The sequence below is a fragment of the Catellatospora methionotrophica genome (assembly GCF_011297335.1).
Lineage (GTDB): Bacteria > Actinomycetota > Actinomycetes > Mycobacteriales > Micromonosporaceae > Catellatospora > Catellatospora methionotrophica.
On the sequence record NZ_JAAOTJ010000021.1, the window covers coordinates 33,024 to 50,932 of the forward strand.

Sequence of the window (17,909 nt, forward strand, 5' to 3'; positions counted from 1 at the left end):
AGGTCGTCAACTTAAGTTGACAGCGCCTTCCCGCCCGCCCCGGACGCCATGACCGGAACGGCGTCCGGCCCGGTCGTCGCGGCGGACGGCTCCTCGCGCGGGCGCGGTGGTGCAGGGCGGTGGTCGAGCTGCCGCCAGACACCGGGGGAGAGCACGGGCAGCAGGTTCGCGCCGAGGTAACACGCGCCGAAGATCAGCAGGGTCGGGGTGAGCCCGAGGCGCTCCACCGCCCAGCCGCCGAGCAGGCTGCCCAGCGGGATGCCCGCGAAGCCGATCGCGTTGGACAGGCTGAGCACGCGGGCCTGCAGGTGTGCGGGCACCCGCTCGAACATCGTCGCGCCGAGGATCGGGTTGACGGCGGCGATGGCCAGCCCCGAGGCGAAGGCCGCCACCAGCACCGGCGTCAGCTCGTCGGACAGCGCCATCACCGCCAGCCGGGGCGAGCCGCCGATCAGGAAACCGATCGTGAACACCGCGTACCGGGGAGCGCGCGGCGCGAGCGCGGTGAACACCAGGTTGCCCAGCACCGCGCCCAGCCCGAACGCGGCGCTGACCCAGCCCAGCGCCTCGGGTGAGCCCAGCACCCGCTCGACCCAGACCGGCACGAACACCGCCGCGTTGGCCTGGTCGGCCAGGTTGGTCACGAACAGCATGGCCAGGATGCCCAGCATCAGCCGGTCACCGCGCAGATAAGTCCACGCCGCCGCGCAGCGCGGCCAGGTACGGCTCCGGCGGCGGGGCGTCGGCGGCAGCCGGGGCGGGTGCGGGCACCAGCGCGGCGACCAGCACCGCGCACACCACGAACGAGACGCCGTCGAGCAGCACCGTACGCGGCGCGCCCAGCCCCGCGATCAGCACGCCGCCCACGGCCGCGCCGAGCATCCCGGCCAGCCGGTTCGCGCCGTCGTACACGGTGGTGGCGCGGGTCATGTCCACGCCGGACGCGGCGATGGTGGAGGGCAGCAGCACCCGTTTGGCGCAGTCGCCGAGCCCGCGCATCGCCCCGGCGAGCACCAGCAGCACCAGCAGCACGCCGAACCCGCCGTGCTGCCCGAACGCCACCGCCGCCATCACCGCCGCGCTGGCCAGGTCGGCGACGATCGACACCCGGCGCGGCCCGATCCGGTCGACCAGGGGCGCGCCGAGCGGTCCGATCAGCACGTACGGCAGCAGCTCGGCGGCCGCCGCCAGGCCCATCTGCGCCGGGCTGCCCGTGGTGACCAGCACCAGCCACGGGATCGCCAGGAACGTCAGCACGCTGCCGACCTTCGACACGGTGCCCGCGATCAGCAGGCCGACCAGGCCTCTCACGCCTGCTCCTCGGGGAACGGCAGCACCTGGAACTGCACGTGGACCCGGGACGTGCCCTCGGGTGCGGCGGCGTCGAGGTCGAAGCGCCGGTAGCGCTCGAACACCGCGAACAGCTCGGCCTGCAGCTCCAGGGTCTCCTCGGGGGTGAGCTGCCCGGTCCAGTCGCTGATCGTGCCGACGCGCTGCCACTGCGGGGGGCGGGTGGCGTACCCGTCGAGGGCCCGGTCGACGCGGGCGGCGTACTGCGCGGCCACGGCCCGCAGGTAGGCCTCGAAGTCACCGAACGACTCCTCGTCGACATTCTCCACGGTGGTGCCCCGGTGGGCTGCCCGCCACCACCGTTCGCGGGCGTTGCCGCGAGCGGGTTCGTCGGTCACGAAACCGTAGAGCGCCAGCTGCCGCAGGTGGTAACTGGTGGCGGCACTGGACTGTCCCAACTGTGTCGCGAGCAGGGTGGCGGTGGACGGGCCACGCTCGCGCAGCAGGCCGAGCAGGCGCACGCGCAGCGGATGGGCCAGCCCGCGCAGTGTGCGCGGATCGAGAGTGATGCGATCAGCCGACATGACCGCCAACATATCTTTGCAAAGACTCCTTGGCAATCCCGCAGCGCCCTGACCGGACCGCGCCCCCTCCGCCGCCGCCCAGCCGCCCTCCGCCGCCCAGCCGCCCTCCGCCGCCCAGCCGCCCTCCGCCGCAACTTTTAAAGACTTGCGGCCTCAGAGCGCATCTGAGGCCGCAAGTCTTTAAAAGTTGCGCAGGGGGACGGGGTGGGCGGGGGGTCAGTCGTGGGCGATGGCGGTCAGGATGTTGATGCGGGAGGCGCGGATGGCGGGGAGGGCGGCGGCCAGGACGCCGAGGGCTACTCCGGCGGCCAGGTAGAGGGCGATGGCGTTCCAGGGGACGGTGAGGGTCTTGAGGCCCTCGTCGGCCAGGCCCTGGACCACGGCCGCGCCGAGGCCGACGCCGACGGCGACGCCGAGCAGGACGCCGAACACGGTGATCACGACTGCCTCGACGGTGATCATGCGCATGGTCGCGGCCCGGCTCAGGCCGATGGCGCGCAGCAGGCCCAGCTCGCGGGTGCGTTCCAGCACCGACAGCGCCAGGGTGTTGATAACGCCCAGCACCGCGATGACGATGGCCAGGCCCAGCAGGATCTGGATCATCAGGAGTAGCTGCGCGCCCTCGCCCAGCACCCGGTCCAGGTACTGCTGCTTGTCCTCGACCAGCATCTCCGGGCTGTCGACCAGCAGCGCCTCCAGACCCTGGCGGGCCGCGTCGGCGTCCGCGCCGTCCGCCAGCCGGACGTAGGCCAGCGACGGCTGCGGGAAGCGCATCCCTGGCACCACCCCGGTGCCGAACAGGTAACCGCCGAGGAACGGCGTCCGCTGGTAGACGCCGCTGACGCGATACGTCGTCGGCTCGCCCTTGGGCAGTTTCACGGTGACCGTGCCGCCGACCGCCACCCCGGCCTCGGCCGCGTTCTGGTCGTCGACGACGACCTCGCCCGGACCAGGCTGGTCCAGCGTGCCCGCGACGGTCACCACGGACAGGTCCCGTACCACGGCGGGCAGATCGGTGAACGCTGCCGCCCAGTTCGGCTGTTCGCCGACCATGGCCTGGTCGGCATACCGGGCAGTGACCGTGCCGATGCCGGGCACTGCCCGCATCCGCGGCAGCAGTGCCTCGTCGAAGGTCGGCAGCACCCCCGGCGACTCCTGACCCGAGATGATCAGGTCGGCCTGGAAGCCGGTCTCGGCGTCGCCGCGCAGGCTGTTGTCGGCTGAGGAGATCGTCGTGTTCACGCCCGTGATCAGGGCGACACCGACCATCAGCGCGGCCGCGGTGATCGCGGTGCGGCGCGGGTTGCGGCCGGAATTGAGCCGTCCCAGCCGTCCCGGCACCGACCACGAGAACAGCCTGCCGAGCACCGACACCACCGGGCGGGCCAGCACCGGGCTCAGCAGCGACACCCCGATGAAGGTGGCGAGCACCCCGCCGAGCAGCAGCCACATCACGGCGTCGCCGGTCGTGGCGAGCCCGAACGCGATCGCGCCCGCGCCTAGCGCGCCGATCACCGCGCCGCTGACCGTGAGCCTGGTCAGCGGGCGGTCCGGGGTGGCGACCTCCTGCAGGGCGGCGACCGGGGGCACCCGCGAGGCGCGTACCGCGGGCAGCAGCGCGGCGATCACCGTGACGCCGATGCCGACGGCGAACGCGCTGATCACCGCCGCGAGCGGCACGCTGATCGAGGCCAGCACGATGCTGCTGAAGTCGGCGGCGAACTTCGCCAGGAGCGCGCCGACGCCGACGCCCGCGGCCAGCCCGAGCACCGAGGCGAGCAGGCCGATGGCCAGCGCCTCGACCATCACCGACCCGATGACCTGGCGGCGGCTCGCGCCCAGGGCCCGGCTGAGCGCCAGCTCCCTGGTCCGCTGCGCCACGATGATCGAGAACGTGTTCAGGATGAGGAAGGTGCCGACGAACAGCGCCACCCCGGCGAAGCCGAGCAGGATGTTGTTGAACAGCGACAGGATCGTCTTGAACTCACCCGCGATGGCCGCACCGGCCTCCTGGCCGGTCTGCACCGTGTACCTGTCGCCGAGCCGCGATTGGATCGCGTCGCGCAGCGCGGCCGGGTCGGTGCCGGGCGCGGCGGTCACGCTCAGGCTGGTGTACGCCCCCGGCGCGCCCAGCATCAGCTCCTGCGCGACAGCCTCGGTGAACCGGACCTCGTGCACCGGCCCCTGGCCGGGCAGCCCGCCCTCGTAGCCGAAGATGCCGACCAGGGTGAACATCTTCTTCGGCTGGGTGGTGAGCACGCCGACCCGGTCGCCGACCTTCAGCTTGCTCAGCTCGGCCAGGGTCACGTTGATGGCGATCTCGTCGGCGGCGGCCGGGCCGCGGCCCTCGCGCAGTTCCAGGCCGCCGGTCTCGCCGGTCCAGTTCGCGCCGAAACGCGGCGGGCCGAACGACGCGACGACCTTGCCGTCCTTGCCGATCACGCGGGCGCCGTCGGCCTGCACGTCGGCCACGACCTCGGCGACCCCCGGCACGGCGGCGACCGCGTCGCGGTCGGCGGCGGCGAGCGTGCCCGGTACGGACTCGCCCTCCATCTCCGACACGTCGATCGCCGGGCGGGCGGTGACCAGCACGTCGGTCTCGGCCATCGCCGAGGAGAACATGTTGTCGAACGAGCGGCCCAGCGCGTCGGTCAGCACGAACGAGCCGGACACGAACATCACGCCCAGCAGCACGGCCAGCCCGGACAGGACCAGGCGCAGCTTGCGGGCGAGCAGGCTCTTGATGGTGGCGCGCAGCATCAGAGCTCGGTCTCCAGCGGGGCGGGACGGTCCAGGCTCTTCAGCGTGTCGAGCACCCGCTCGGGGGTCGGGCCGGTCAGCTCGGCGACGATCTGGCCGTCGGCGAGGAAGACGACCCGGTCGGCGTACGAGGCCGCCACCGCGTCGTGGGTGACCATGACGATGGTCTGGCCGTACTCGGTGACGCTGCGGCGCAGGAAGCCCAGCACCTCGGCGCCGGAGCGGCTGTCCAGGTTGCCGGTCGGCTCGTCGGCGAAGACGACCTCGGGCCGGGAGACGAGCGCGCGGGCGCAGGCGACGCGCTGCTGCTGGCCGCCGGACAGCTGGCTCGGGCGGTGGCCGAGCCGGTCGCCCAGGCCGACGGTGTCGATGACGGTCCGGAACCACTGCTGGTCGGGCTTGCGCCCGGCGATGGCCAGCGGGAGCAGGATGTTCTCCTGCGCGGTCAGCGTCGGGAGCAGGTTGAACTGCTGGAAGATGAAGCCGATCTTCTCGCGGCGCAGCCGGGTCAGCCCGGCGTCGTTGAGGCCGGTGACCTCGGTGTCGCCGACGAACACCTGGCCGCGGCTGACCGCGTCCAGGCCCGCCAGGCAGTGCATCAGCGTGGACTTGCCCGAGCCGGACGGGCCCATGATGGCGGTGAACCGGCCGCGCTCCAGCTCCACGTCCACCCCGCGCAGGGCTGTCACCTGGGCCTCGCCGGAGCCGTAGACCTTCCACAGCTGGGACGCGCGGGCGGCGGCGGGCTCCACCCGCTGGCGGATCAGGGGCGGGGCTGCTGTCGTCATGAGTACTTCCCTAAACCGGTCGGCGACATGGACCGACCGGCCGCGTAGCCAAGGCGGGGGCACGCGACCGGCCGGTGTACTCATCGTCGGCGAGGAAACCGGCGCGGACCTCGGCCCGCGGGGTGAGCGACCCCCGGTTTCCGCACGCGGGGAAGGCACCCACGTCCGGCTCAGGGGCGACCCCTACCTACCCCGACCCGGACCGGGCCCGGTTCAGGTCGGGGAGCCGGGGCGGACCAGGCCCGTCTCGTACGCCAGCACCACGGCCTGCACCCGGTCGCGCAGACCCAGCTTGGTCAGCATGTGCCCGACGTGCGTCTTGACCGTCGTCTCGCTGACCGTCAGCGCCCGCGCGATCTCCGCATTGGACAGCCCCCGGGCCACGTTGACCAGCACCTCGCGCTCTCGCTCGGTCAGCGTGCTCAGCGAGTGCGGCAGGGTCGCGTCCGGGTCGGGCAGCAGCCCCGCGAACCGGTCCAGCAGGCGGCGCAGGATGCGCGGCGCGACCACCGCCTCGCCCGCGGCGACGGTGCGGATCGCGGCGACCAGCTCCTCGGCGGGCACGTCCTTGGCCAGGAAGCCGCTCGCCCCGGCGCGCAGCGCGCCGACCACGTAGTCGTCGAGGTCGAACGTGGTCAGGATGAGCACGTGCACCGGCAGCTTCGCGGCGGTGATGTCGCGGGTCGCGGCGACCCCGTCGCGGCGCGGCATGCGCACGTCCATCAGCACCACGTCCGGCAGCAGCCGCCGGGCCAGGTCCACGGCCTCCGCGCCGTCGGCGGCCTCACCGACGATGTCCAGGTCCGGTTCGGCTCCCAGCACCATGCGGAACCCGCTGCGCAGCAAGGGCTGGTCGTCGGCCAGCAGCACCCGGATCGGCTTCACCACGTCGCCACCGTCACCCCGCTACCTCCGCTTCCGCTTCGGGAACCGCCGGACCGGCCGCCCCTGCCTGTTCGATCGGGATCCGCGCGTGCACCCGGAACCCGCCGCCGGGACGGGGCCCGGTGCGCAGGGTGCCGCCGTACACCGCGACGCGCTCGCGCATGCCGAGCAGGCCGTGGCCGGTGACCGCGCCGGGCGTGAGCCCGCCCGCGGACAGGGTAGCCGTGTGCGGTCCCCGCCCGGTGTCGAACACCTCGATAGTCAGCAGCCGCCCGTCGACGGCCAGCCGCACCTGCGCCCGCGCCGGTCCGGCGTGCTTGAGCGCGTTGGTCAGCGCCTCCTGCACGATCCGGTACGCGGTCAGGGCCACGCCCGGGTCGACCTCGCCCAGGTCGCCGTCCACCCGCAGCGACGTCGACACCCCCGCCTCGCACACCTGCTCGACCAGGGTCCGCAGCGCCGACAGGCCCGGCTGCGGGCTGCGGTCCGCGTCGTCGTTCCCGGCGCTCTCCGAGCGCAGCACGAACAGCAGCCGCCGCAGCTCGCGCAGCGTGGTGCGGCTGGTCTGCTCGATGGTGGCCAGCGCCTCGTCGGCGGCGGCCGGGTCGCGGTGCAGCATGCGGCGCGCGCCGGTCGACATCACGCCGATCACGCTGACATGGTGGGCGACCACGTCGTGCAGCTCGCGGGCGATCCGGCGGCGCTCCTCGGCGACGGCCTGCTCGGCGTGCGCCTGGCGGCTGCTCTCGGCGGCCAGTGCCCGCTCGGCCAGTGCCGTCGAGGCCTCGCGGCGGGCCCGTACGGTGCGTCCGATCAAGAAGGTGATCACCATCACCGCGAGGTTGACGACCAGCCCCGCCGACATCGAGATCATCTCGGTGCCGTCGGCGGCGAGCACGACGTCCTGCCGGTACGCCCAGATCCAGATCAGGTCGTTGACCAGCCACAGCAGCGCGGTGGCCAGCAGCGCCCGCCACCAGCGCTGGTAGGCCGCCGCGGTGTACGCCAGCACCCACAGCGCGACGCCCTGCCCGCCGAGCAGCGACTCGGGCCACAGCATCCCGGCCGCGGTGAACGCGGCGGTCGCCGCGATGCCCAGCCACAGGTGGGTGCGCCGCACCACCACCGGCAGCAGGGTCACCGCGCTCCACACCACGGTCGTCAGGTCGGGCTGGGAGCGCCAGCCCGGCTGCGCGTACGCCAGCATGACCTGGACCCCGAACAGCCCGGCGGCCAGCGCGGCGTCCGCGCGCAGCGGCGTCCACCAGGCGGGCTTCCACCAGCTCAGGTGCTGCGTCAGCGGGGTCAGGGGCACGCGGGCAGGCTACCCGGTCGGCTCAGCCCTCGGGCTGGGCCGCGGCCAGCCTGGCCGCCCGGCTGTCGACCATCTGCACCGTCACCTGCTGCGGGAACGGCGGCATGGTGCCCCCGAACTCCGGGCAGCGCTGCTGGTGGCTGCACCACGAGCACAGCTTGCTGGGCTTGGGCCGGAAGTCCTGCGCGGCGGTCGCCGTCTCGATCGCCTTCCACAGCGCGAACAAGGTCTTCTCGAACCGGGTCAGCTCCTCGGCGTCGGGGGTGTAGTCGCACACCTCGGCGTCCTTGAGGTACAGCAGCCGCAGCACCCGTGGCACCACGCCCCGGGTGCGCCACAGCACCAGCGCGTAGAACTTCAGCTGGAACAGCGCCCGCGCCTCGAACGCCTCCCGGGGCGCGCCGCCGGTCTTGTAGTCGACGACCCGGATCGCGCCGTCGGGCGACACGTCGAGCCGGTCGATGTAGCCCCGGATCAGCAGCTGCTGCTCACCCTCCGCGCCGAGCACGGCCTCGATCAGCTGCTCGCGCTCGGCGGGCTCCAGCCGCCGCGGGTCCTCCACGGCGAAGTAGCCGCCGAGCAGGTCGGTGGCCGAGGACAGGAACTCCTCGCGGCTCATCGTCTCCTCGGCGTCGAACAGGGTGGCCAGCTCGGGCTGCTCCTCGACCAGCCGCTCCCACTGCGGCGTCACCATCTCCTCGGCCGCCGGCCGGGTGCGCTGCGCGGCGGGGGAGTCGAACAGCTTCTCCAGCACCGCGTGCACCAGCGTGCCGCGCACCTGCTCGGGGGTCGGCTGCTCGGGGATGCGGTCGATGCTGCGGAACCGGTAGAGCAGGGGACAGGTCTTGAAGTCGGCCGCCCGCGACGGCGACAGCGAGGGGAAGGGACGGGACGCCTGCTCGGTCATGACCCACAGGTTAGGCGAGCGGTACGACGGGGTCCTGCGCGCCGCCACGACATAGCATGGTCACGATGGAGACGACGTCGTGAGCGATTCGAACGCCAAGTCCGCTTCGCGTGGCGAGCGGAGATCCGGCTTCCAGGTCGGGCGCATCCTCGGGTTTCCGCTGCGTCTGAGCGTCTCCTGGGTGTTCATGTCGCTGCTGATCACGGTCCTGTACGCCAACCGGCTCGGCGAGATCCTCCACCTCGACGGCGCGGCGCGCTACCTGGCCGGGCTCGGCTTCGTGGCGTGCCTGCTGCTGTCGGTGTTGTTACACGAACTCGGCCACGCGCTCACGGCCCGTCACTACGGCATCGGCGTCAAGGGCATCACCCTGGACCTGCTCGGCGGCTACACCGAGTTCGAGCACGACTCCCCGCGACCCGGCGTCGAACTGGCCACCGCGCTGGCCGGCCCGGCCGTGTCCGCGCTGCTCGGCATCGGCTCGGTGATCGCCACGGTGCTGCTGCCCAACGGCACCGTCGTCGACCAGCTCGCCTTCCAACTGGCCCTGTGCAACATCATCGTCGCGGTCTACAACGCGCTGCCGGGCTGGCCGCTGGACGGCGGCCGGGCGCTGCGCGCCGCGGTGTGGGGCATCAAGGGCGACCGGGACGCCGGGCTGCTGGTCGCGGGCTGGTCCGGCCGGATCGTCGCGGTGGCCACGGTGCTCGTCGCGGTGTGGCTCTACTTCGCCGGCTGGTACGACGTGATCGGCGTCGTGTTCGGCCTGTTCGTGGCGTTCAGCATCTGGCAGGGCGCGGCCGGCGCGGTGATGACGGCGCGGGTGCGCTCGCGCTACCCGCTGATCGACCCGGTGCGCCTGGCCCGGCCGCTGTTCACGGTGCCCGCCGGCACGTCGCTGGCCGAGGCGACCCGGCGCGCGGCCGAGGCCGGGCACACCGACTCGGTGCTGGGCGTGGCCGACCCTGACGGCAAGCTGATCGCCCTGGTCGTGCCCGAGGCCGCGGCGGCCGTGCCGGATCAGCGCCGACCCTGGATCACCGTGGAGACGCTGGCCCGGGGCATCGACGCGGTGGCCACCATCCCGTCGTCGGCGCGCGGCGCGGACGTGGTCAAGCTCCTGCGGGGGGACCCGGCCACTCCTTACCTCGTGGTGGACGGGGAGAATGTCGTGGGCGTGCTCACCGTCATGGACGTGGTGCAGGTGCTCGACCCCGCGGCGCTCAAAGCCGCAAGCTGACTGAGACAGGAACCTGACCGATCATGACCGAACCGACGCCAGCAGCGCGACGTGGCAACTTCGTCGCCGGCGACCGGGTGCAGCTGACCGACCCGAAGAACCGCATGCACACCATCGTGCTGGAGCCCGGGAAGGCCTTCCACACCCACCGCGGCATCCTCGCCCACGACGACCTGATCGGCCTGCCCGACGGCAGCGTCGTCACCTCCTCGGGCAACACCGCCTACCTGGCGCTGCGCCCGCTGCTGGCCGACTACGTGCTGTCCATGCCGCGCGGCGCGCAGGTGATCTACCCCAAGGACGCGGCGCAGATCGTCGCCATGGGCGACATCTTCCCCGGCGCGAAGGTGCTGGAGGCGGGCGTCGGCTCGGGCGCGCTGAGCTGCTCGCTGCTGCGCGCGGTGGGGGCCGAGGGACAGCTGTGGTCGTACGAGCTGCGCGACGACTTCGCCGCGGTGGCCCGCAAGAACGTGCAGAACTGGTTCGGCAGCACCTGGGCCGCCGACGGCAAGCCCGGCGACCCGACCCAGCCGTCCTGGCACCTGAACGTGGGCGACGTCGCCGACAACGCCGAGACCGGCTTCGACCGGATCATCCTGGACATGCTGACCCCCTGGGCGGCTCTCGACATGGTCGAGCGGTGCCTGCTGCCGGGCGGGGTGTTCATCGGCTACGTGGCCACCACGCCGCAGCTGTCCGAGCTGGTCGAGGCGCTGCGCGAGCGCGGCTTCACCGAGCCGCTGGCCTGGGAGTCGCTGGTGCGCGACTGGCACGCCGACGGCTTGGCCGTCCGCCCCGACCACCGCATGATCGCGCACACCGCGTTCCTGGTGCGCGCCCGCAAACTGGCCCCCGGGGTCACCGCGCCGCCGCGCCGCCGCAAGCCGAGCAAGGGGCGCGAGGCGTACGACCTGAAGAAGAAGGCCGCCGCCCCCGAGCAGACGCCCGACGCCGGCGCCGTCGCCGACGAGGTCTGGGAGTAGGAGACAAACCCGTGAACGTGCCCCCGGCCGTGTTCCCCGACTGGTCGCCGTACCCGGACCTGGACAGCGCGGCACGGGCCTACCTGCGTGATCCCGAGGTCGCGCTGGACGCCCTGGAGGGCGTCCTGCGCGGCACCCAGGTGCTCGGGTTCACGCTGGAGCGGTTCGTCAACGAGTTCAACGGCGTGTGGCAGGAGGTCGTCGTCTGCGACGGCTCCCGGCTGCTGCTCTGGCACGGCGAGGACACCGCCCCCGGCGACGGGCCCGCGGGCTCGATGATCTCGTCGCTGCGGGTGGTGCCGCTGTCGGTGATCACCGAGGTCGGCTGCCGGCGGCGGCTCAGCCGCACCGCGGCCAACCACCTGCGGGTCGACAGCGTCGACGTGTACCTGCTGCTCAGCTCGCTGGACGAGTCCAGCAACGGCCACCCGCTCGACGACCCGCAGCACGTCGTACGCCAGGACGCGCTGCGCTTCGGCAAAACCCTGGAGGACGGCGGCTCCGGCCAGATCGCCCGGCTGGAGGAGTTCGCCCAGCTCGTCGCGTCCCTGGCCGGGCGGCCGATGCTCTGACGCCGCGCTGGCGACTCAAGATCGCTGGCGACTCAAGATCGCTGTTTCGGGTCACAAAGTAGGGTCAGACCTCACTTTGTGACCCGAAACGCCGATCATCGTCCCGGTGCCGGAGCGCGCGGGGTCGCGGCGTCCCGGATGGTGGGAACGGGAAGGTCAGCGGAGGGTGGCGCGTTCTTCCTCGGACAGGGGTTCCCCGTCGTGGGTGCGCTGGATGTGGATGCACTCGCCGGGGCACTCCTGGGCGGCATCGATGACCTCCAGGCGCAGATGGGCCGGAATCTCGACGGTCGCACCCGCGGTGAGCAGCAGTTCCCCGTCGTCGCCCTTCACGTACGCGAGGCCGTCGACGTCGAACTCGAACACCTCGGGGGCGTACTGCACGCACAGGCCGTCGCCCGTGCAGAGGTCCTGATCCACTCGCACCCGTAGCTCACTCACGCCTCCGACCCTAGCGCCCCGCTCCGCGCGAGCCCGGGGGAGGTCGGCCGACGGGGCAGATTCTCGATCCAGTTCCGGGTACGGGGGTGTCGGGAGGGTTCAACTGAGGCGATCAGCCGCTAGTGTTAGGAGCACCCTAAACGTCGGCCTAACGTGGTAGGACCGGCGGGAGGACACCCCCGGGGAGGTGGGACGTGGCAAAGAGCGACGACGCGGATGCGCGCGCCGCGCGGTGGGAGAAGGAAGCCAACGATCTCTCCACTCAGGTCGCGTTCCTGCAAGAGGAGCTCGCCCTGTTGCGGCGCAAGTTGAGTGAGAGCCCGCGGCACGTACGGCAGCTGGAGGAGCGGTTAGCCGCGACTCAGGCTCAGCTGTCGCGGCTCACGGAGAACAACGAGCGGTTGGTGGCCACCCTCAAGGAGGCGCGTGCCCAGATCGTGACGCTGAAGGAGGAGATCGACCGGCTGGCGCAACCGCCCAGCGGATACGGCGTCTTCCTCAGCAAGCACGAGGACGGCACGGTGGACGTCTTCACGGGCGGTCGCAAGCTGAGAGTGGCAGTGTCGCCGTCGCTTGACGTCGACGCGCTGCAGCGGGGGCAAGAAGTCCTGCTCAACGACGCCCTGAACATCGTCGACGCGCTCGGGTTCGAGCGGGCCGGCGAGGTGGTGACGTTGAAGGAGATCCTCGACGGGGGCGACCGTGCGCTGGTCGTCTCGCACGCCGACGAGGAGCGGATCGTCTTCCTGGCGGAGGGCCTGATCGGCGGGGCGCTGAAGTCCGGCGACTCCCTCATGATCGAGCCCCGGTCGGCGTACGCCTACGAGCGCATCCCCAAGAGCGAGGTCGAGGACCTGGTTCTGGAGGAGGTGCCCGACGTCGACTACCACGACATCGGTGGCCTGGTGTCCCAGATCGAGCAGATCCGCGACGCCGTGGAGCTGCCCTTCCTGCACGCGGACCTGTTCCGCGAGCACCAGCTGCGCCCGCCGAAGGGCGTGCTGCTCTACGGTCCTCCCGGCTGCGGTAAGACGCTGATCGCCAAGGCGGTCGCGAACTCCCTTGCCAAGAAGATCGCCGAGCGGCGCGGCGAGGAGAAGAAGACCAGCTACTTCCTCAACATCAAGGGTCCGGAGCTGCTCAACAAGTACGTCGGCGAGACCGAGCGGCACATCCGGCTGATCTTCCAGCGGGCCCGTGAGAAGGCCTCGGAAGGCACGCCGGTGATCGTGTTCTTCGACGAGATGGACTCGATCTTCCGTACCCGCGGCTCCGGTGTGTCCTCCGACGTGGAGAACACCATCGTTCCCCAGCTGCTCAGCGAGATCGACGGTGTCGAGGGCCTGGAGAACGTCATCATCATCGGCGCCTCGAACCGCGAGGACATGATCGACCCGGCGATCCTGCGGCCGGGCCGGCTCGACGTCAAGATCAAGATCGAGCGTCCGGACGCCGAAGCGGCCAAGGACATCTTCAGCAAGTACATCCTGACCGGCCTGCCGTTGTCCCCGGACGACCTGGCCGAGCACGGTGGCTCCGCCGAGGCGTGCGTGCACGCGATGATCAATTCGGTGGTGCTCCGGATGTACTCGGAGACCGAGGAGAACCGCTTCCTGGAGGTCACCTACGCCAACGGTGACAAGGAGGTCCTGTACTTCAAGGACTTCAACTCCGGCGCCATGATCCAGAACATCGTGGACCGCGGCAAGAAGATGGCGATCAAGGAGTTCCTGTCCTCCGGCAAGAAGGGCCTGCGCCTTCAGCACCTGCTGGACGCCTGCCTGGACGAGTTCCGCGAGAACGAGGACCTGCCGAACACCACCAACCCCGACGACTGGGCCCGCATCTCCGGCAAGAAGGGCGAGCGGATCGTGTACATCCGCACGCTGGTCTCCGGCGGCAAGGGCACCGAGTCGGGCCGGTCCATCGAGACCGCCAGCAACACCGGTCAGTACCTCTGACCACCGGCACCCAGATGGCGCCCGCCCGCGAGGGTGGGCGCCATCGCCGTGTCAGCGGGCCTGGGCCAGCTCCGCGGCCTCAGCCGAGTCATACCCGACGATGTACGTCGGGCGGCCCTTGACCTCGGCGTACAACCGGCCCATGTACTCGCCCAGCAGGCCCAGGCACAGCAGCTGCACCCCGCCCAGGAACAGGACCACCGTGAACAGCGACGTCCAGCCGCTGACCGTCTCGTGCATCACGAACCGCACCACGCTGTAGCAGCCGAGCACGAAGCACACGAAGAAGCTCACCAGCCCCGACCACGTCGCCAGGCGCAGCGGCGCGGCCGAGAAGTTCGTGACACTGTCGAAGGCCAGCGCGACCATCCTGCTCAGCGGATACTTCGTGCTGCCCGCCGCGCGCACGTCCCGGCGGTAGGCCACCTCCCCGCTCGGGAAGCCCAGCCACGGCACCAGCAGCCGGTACACCGGCTGGCGCTCCGGCATCGCGCGCAGCGCCTCCACCGCGGCCCGGCTCAGCAGCCGGAAGTCGCCCGCGTTGTGCGGCACCTTCTTGCCGACCAGCCGCCGCATCACCCGGTAGTAGGCCTGCGCGGTCTGCCGCTTGAAGAACGTGTCCGTGGTCCGGTCGTCGCGCACCCCGTACACGATGTCCAGCGACTCGGCCCGTGCCAGCGCCAGCATCTCCAGGATCTTCTCCGGCGGATCCTGCAGGTCCGCGTCGATGCTCGCCACATACTCGCCCCGGGCCCGGTGCAGTCCGGCCGTCAGCGCCGCCTGGTGGCCGCTGTTGCGCCGCAGCCGCACCACCCGCAGCCGCGGCCACTCCCGGCAGGCCAGCAGCAGCATCGGCGCGGTGGCGTCGGAGCTGCCGTCATCGACGGCGACCACCTCGTAGTCCAGCCCGGCCCCGTCCAGCAGCGGGCGCAGCCGGGCGATGAGCAGCGGCAGCACCTCCTGCTCGTTGTACATGGGGATCACGACAGACAGCGCCGCAGTGGTCATCGCACGGTCCTTCATCGCAGTGCCTGGTCCAGAACGGGGATGCTATCCCGGTCACCGCCGCGTGGGGGAGAGCCGCGAGCGCAGGTCGGCATGCGGGTGTACGAAAGGCGCTGAACCTCCCAGGCTGGCCCGAACACGGATGCTCTCCTCGTCTCACCGCGCACGGTGTGAGAGGCTTCATTGCATGAGCGTGCGGCGGATCATGGGTACCGAGGTCGAGTACGGGATCTCCGTGCCGGGACAGCCCGGGGCCAACCCGATGGTGACCTCGTCCCAGGTCGTGAACGCGTACGGGGCCCGGCCCGAGCTGGCCCGCGGCGGACGGGCCCGCTGGGACTACGAGGAGGAGTCACCGCTGCGCGACGCGCGGGGCTTCAGCTACACCGGCGCGGCGTACGACTCGGCGGAAGCGCTCGCCGACGAGGACCTGGGCCTGGCCAACGTCATCCTGACCAACGGCGCCCGGCTCTACGTCGACCACGCCCACCCCGAGTACTCCACCCCCGAGGTGACCAACCCGCTCGACGTGGTCCGCTGGGACAAGGCCGGCGAGCAGGTGATGGCCGAGGGCGCGCGCCGCGCCGCGACCATCCCGGGCAGCCACCAGATCCACCTCTACAAGAACAACACCGACAACAAGGGCGCGTCGTACGGCGCGCACGAGAACTACCTGATGCGCCGGCAGACCCCGTTCGCCGACATCGTGACCTACCTGACCCCGTTCTTCGTGACGCGGCAGATCTTCTGCGGCGCCGGACGGGTCGGCATCGGCCAGGACGGCAGCCAGGCCGGGTTCCAGATCACCCAGCGCGCCGACTTCTTCGAGGTCGAGGTCGGCCTGGAGACCACGCTCAAGCGGCCCATCATCAACACCCGCGACGAACCGCACGCCGACGCGGACAAGTACCGCCGCCTGCACGTGATCATCGGCGACGCGAACCTGTCCGAGATCTCGACCTATCTCAAGGTCGGCACGTCGGCCCTGATCCTCACCATGATCGAGGAGAAGGCGCTCACCGCCGACCTCGGCATCGCCGACCCCGTCGCCGAGCTGCGCGCGGTCAGCCACGACCCGAGCCTCAAGCACACCATGCGCCTGCGCGACGGCCGCCGCCTCACCGCCCTCGACCTGCAGTGGGCCTTCTACGAGCGGGCGCACGCCTTCGTCGAGTCGCGCACCGGGTCCGACACCGACGCCCAGACCCGCGACGTGCTCGACCGCTGGGAGAGCGTGCTGACCCGGCTCGGCGACGACCCGATGAAGCTCGCCGACGAGCTGGACTGGGTAGCCAAGCTGCGCCTGCTGGAGGGCTACCGCGAGCGGGAGAACCTCGGCTGGGCGTCGTCCAAGCTCCAGCTCGTCGACCTGCAGTACAGCGACGTACGCCCGGAGAAGGGCCTGTACCACCGCCTGGTCGCCCGTGGCGCGATGAAGACGCTGCTGGACCCCGAGGTGACCCGTGCCGCGATGACCGAGCCGCCGGACGACACGCGGGCGTACTTCCGCGGCCGGTGCCTGGGCAAGTACGCGTCCGAAGTGGTCGCCGCGAGCTGGGACTCGGTCATCTTCGACGTCGGCCGCGAGGCCCTGGTCAGGGTGCCCATGATGGAGCCGGAGCGCGGCACGAAGAAACACGTCGGCGCGCTTTTCGACCGTTGCCCCAGCGCGAAGGACCTCCTGGAAGTGATCACCGCCGGGTGATCGCTTTAGTCGGTCCCGCGCGCTACGTTTAAGGCCCACAGGCGACGTCAGGGAGGCGCAGATGGCCACGCAGGACGGTGGACAGTCACAGTCGGGCCGCTCTCGGAACGAGCAGGAAGCCGAGTCGGTCGCGCCCGAGGTGAACCCCGAGGTTGCCGAGCGCGTCGAGCAGATCGGCGAGGACGTCGACGACATCCTCGACGAGATCGACGCCGTCCTCGAGGAGAACGCCGAGGAATTCATTAGGGGGTACGTCCAGAAAGGCGGCCAATGATCCCTGTTTGTCCGTTTTTGGGCGACAGAGGGATCGGGCGCGGCCGACGATTGCTCCGCGACGGAGCAGCGGCCTGGTAGGACGAGTGAACGGGCGGCCTCCGGGCCGCTCGGACGTTCCGGGGGCCGGCCGCTCGCCGCCACGGAACGACCGGCGACAGGCGCCGCACGCCAGGTGTGCCGATCGCGGCGCACCGGACCCCGAGCACGTTGACCATGACCATGAATTCGGTAACGTACGTGGCATCCTGTGTTTCAACTGCAACGGCGGTCTTGGACAGTTCAAAGACAACGAGCAGTCCCTTGCCAGGGCGATCGAGTATCTGAAGGAGACAGCGTGTCAGCGGGTCTTGGTTCACCCGGGCGTCTACCAGCTAGTTTCACCACGCCGGGAACGTCGTCTTTCACCGACTTCCTGACGCAGGTCGCGCCGGAGCTGCTGCCCGGCCGCCGGACACTGCCCGCGGGCATGAACGCCGACCTGGCCCCGCACGCCACCACGATCGTCGCGATCAGCACGGACGAGGGCGTGGTGATGGCCGGTGACCGGCGCGCCACCATGGGCAATCTCATCGCGAGCCGCGACATCGAGAAGGTGCACCCCGCCGACCCGTACTCGCTGATCGGCATCGCGGGCACGGCCGGTGTCGGCATCGAGCTGATGCGACTGTTCCAGGTGGAACTGCAGCACTACGAGAAGATCGAGGGCGCGATGCTCTCGCTCGACGGCAAGGCCAACCGGCTGGCCACGATGATCCGGCAGAACCTCGGCGCGGCCATGCAGGGGCTGGCCGTGATCCCGCTGTTCGCCGGGTTCGACCTCGACGCCAAGACGCCCGGCAAGGTGGGGCGCATCTTCAGCTTCGACATCGCCGGCGGCCTGTACGAGGAGCACGGCGGCTACGACGCGATCGGCTCGGGTTCGCTGTTCGCGAAGTCGTCGCTGAAGAAGCGCTACAAGCGCGGACTGGGCATCACCGAGGCGGCGCAGCTCGCGGTCGAGGCGCTGTTCGACGCGGCCGACGACGACACCGCCACCGGCGGGCCCGACGTCATCCGCAAGATCTTCCCCGTGGTGATGACCGCGACGGCCGAGGGCACGCAGCGCCTGACCGACGAGGAGACGGCGGCCATGGCCGAGAACGTCATCGCGGCGCGGGCCCTGCAGCCGGGCGCCTGATCCCATCCGCTCTCCCGTTA

General features: G+C 71.2%; 18 protein-coding genes. 8 read left to right on the forward strand and 10 right to left on the reverse strand.

Features of this window, described 5'->3' with window-relative positions:
• Nucleotides 1-11: 11 nt before the first annotated feature.
• The 8 genes from HAV40_RS31885 to HAV40_RS31920 all read right to left on the reverse strand — a co-directional run bounded on the left by HAV40_RS31885 (nt 12) and on the right by HAV40_RS31920 (nt 8,529).
• Nucleotides 12-671, reverse strand: a complete 660-nt coding sequence (locus HAV40_RS31885; RefSeq protein WP_166387892.1) for an MFS transporter — start codon at nt 669-671, stop codon at nt 12-14.
• A 7-nt stretch (nt 672-678) separates the two neighbouring features.
• Nucleotides 679-1,311 carry an MFS transporter gene (locus HAV40_RS31890; RefSeq protein ID WP_166387894.1) on the reverse strand — a complete coding sequence of 211 codons (633 nt, stop codon included), beginning with the start codon at nt 1,309-1,311 and terminating at the stop codon, nt 679-681.
• A complete protein-coding gene (locus tag HAV40_RS31895; protein ID WP_166387896.1) occupies nt 1,308-1,874 on the reverse strand; it encodes a helix-turn-helix domain-containing protein in 567 nt (188 codons plus the stop codon). The genes HAV40_RS31890 and HAV40_RS31895 overlap by 4 nt, the downstream gene beginning before the upstream one ends.
• A gap of 216 nt (nt 1,875-2,090) precedes the next feature.
• Nucleotides 2,091-4,634 (reverse strand): ABC transporter permease, encoded by a 2,544-nt coding sequence (locus HAV40_RS31900; protein WP_166387898.1) that lies wholly within the window; start codon nt 4,632-4,634, stop codon nt 2,091-2,093.
• Nucleotides 4,634-5,422, reverse strand: a complete 789-nt coding sequence (locus HAV40_RS31905) for an ABC transporter ATP-binding protein (RefSeq protein ID WP_166387900.1) — start codon at nt 5,420-5,422, stop codon at nt 4,634-4,636. Before HAV40_RS31905 ends, HAV40_RS31900 begins: the two co-directional genes overlap by 1 nt.
• Before the next feature lie 213 nt (nt 5,423-5,635).
• The gene (locus HAV40_RS31910; RefSeq protein WP_275413531.1) at nt 5,636-6,310 is read right to left on the reverse strand and encodes a response regulator; all 675 of its coding nucleotides are present in this window, start codon (nt 6,308-6,310) and stop codon (nt 5,636-5,638) included.
• A 10-nt stretch (nt 6,311-6,320) separates the two neighbouring features.
• Entirely contained in the window at nt 6,321-7,622 is a 1,302-nt protein-coding gene (locus tag HAV40_RS31915) for a sensor histidine kinase (RefSeq protein WP_239086976.1), read from the reverse strand.
• A gap of 22 nt (nt 7,623-7,644) precedes the next feature.
• Entirely contained in the window at nt 7,645-8,529 is an 885-nt protein-coding gene (locus tag HAV40_RS31920; protein ID WP_166387902.1) for a RecB family exonuclease, read from the reverse strand.
• 79 nt (nt 8,530-8,608) lie between these two features.
• Between HAV40_RS31920 and HAV40_RS31925 the strand changes: the two genes are divergently transcribed.
• Genes HAV40_RS31925 through HAV40_RS31935 form a run of 3 tightly spaced genes read left to right on the forward strand, consistent with a single transcriptional unit; the run spans nt 8,609 to nt 11,324 of the window.
• On the forward strand, nt 8,609-9,769 hold the full coding sequence (locus HAV40_RS31925; RefSeq protein WP_239086977.1) for a M50 family metallopeptidase: 1,161 nt from the start codon (nt 8,609-8,611) through the stop codon (nt 9,767-9,769).
• A 23-nt stretch (nt 9,770-9,792) separates the two neighbouring features.
• The gene (locus tag HAV40_RS31930; RefSeq protein ID WP_166387904.1) at nt 9,793-10,752 is read left to right on the forward strand and encodes a tRNA (adenine-N1)-methyltransferase; all 960 of its coding nucleotides are present in this window, start codon (nt 9,793-9,795) and stop codon (nt 10,750-10,752) included.
• Between the two features lie 17 nt (nt 10,753-10,769).
• On the forward strand, nt 10,770-11,324 hold the full coding sequence (locus HAV40_RS31935; protein ID WP_239086992.1) for a hypothetical protein: 555 nt from the start codon (nt 10,770-10,772) through the stop codon (nt 11,322-11,324).
• 156 nt (nt 11,325-11,480) lie between these two features.
• On the opposite strand, the gene HAV40_RS31940 is transcribed toward HAV40_RS31935, so the two are convergent.
• Nucleotides 11,481-11,765: a ferredoxin gene (locus HAV40_RS31940; RefSeq protein WP_239086978.1), complete on the reverse strand. Its 285-nt coding sequence runs from the start codon at nt 11,763-11,765 to the stop codon at nt 11,481-11,483.
• 194 nt (nt 11,766-11,959) lie between these two features.
• On the opposite strand from HAV40_RS31940, the gene arc reads away from it, so the two are divergent.
• Nucleotides 11,960-13,726: a proteasome ATPase gene (gene arc, locus HAV40_RS31945; RefSeq protein ID WP_166387906.1), complete on the forward strand. Its 1,767-nt coding sequence runs from the start codon at nt 11,960-11,962 to the stop codon at nt 13,724-13,726.
• A gap of 51 nt (nt 13,727-13,777) precedes the next feature.
• Here the strand turns inward: arc and HAV40_RS31950 are convergent, their stop codons facing one another.
• A complete protein-coding gene (locus HAV40_RS31950; protein WP_166387907.1) occupies nt 13,778-14,734 on the reverse strand; it encodes a glycosyltransferase family 2 protein in 957 nt (318 codons plus the stop codon).
• Nucleotides 14,735-14,918: 184 nt separating this feature from the next.
• Here HAV40_RS31950 and dop point away from each other — a divergent pair, with 184 nt between their 5' ends.
• The 4 genes from dop (at nt 14,919) to prcB (ending at nt 17,889) form a co-directional block, all read left to right on the forward strand.
• The gene (gene dop / locus HAV40_RS31955; protein WP_166387909.1) at nt 14,919-16,436 is read left to right on the forward strand and encodes a depupylase/deamidase Dop; all 1,518 of its coding nucleotides are present in this window, start codon (nt 14,919-14,921) and stop codon (nt 16,434-16,436) included.
• A 61-nt stretch (nt 16,437-16,497) separates the two neighbouring features.
• Nucleotides 16,498-16,710 carry a ubiquitin-like protein Pup gene (locus HAV40_RS38715; RefSeq protein ID WP_166387911.1) on the forward strand — a complete coding sequence of 71 codons (213 nt, stop codon included), beginning with the start codon at nt 16,498-16,500 and terminating at the stop codon, nt 16,708-16,710.
• 85 nt (nt 16,711-16,795) lie between these two features.
• The gene (locus tag HAV40_RS38720; protein WP_239086979.1) at nt 16,796-17,128 is read left to right on the forward strand and encodes an endonuclease domain-containing protein; all 333 of its coding nucleotides are present in this window, start codon (nt 16,796-16,798) and stop codon (nt 17,126-17,128) included.
• The gene (gene prcB / locus HAV40_RS31970; RefSeq protein WP_166387915.1) at nt 17,047-17,889 is read left to right on the forward strand and encodes a proteasome subunit beta; all 843 of its coding nucleotides are present in this window, start codon (nt 17,047-17,049) and stop codon (nt 17,887-17,889) included. Before HAV40_RS38720 ends, prcB begins: the two co-directional genes overlap by 82 nt.
• Nucleotides 17,890-17,909 lie beyond the last annotated feature (20 nt).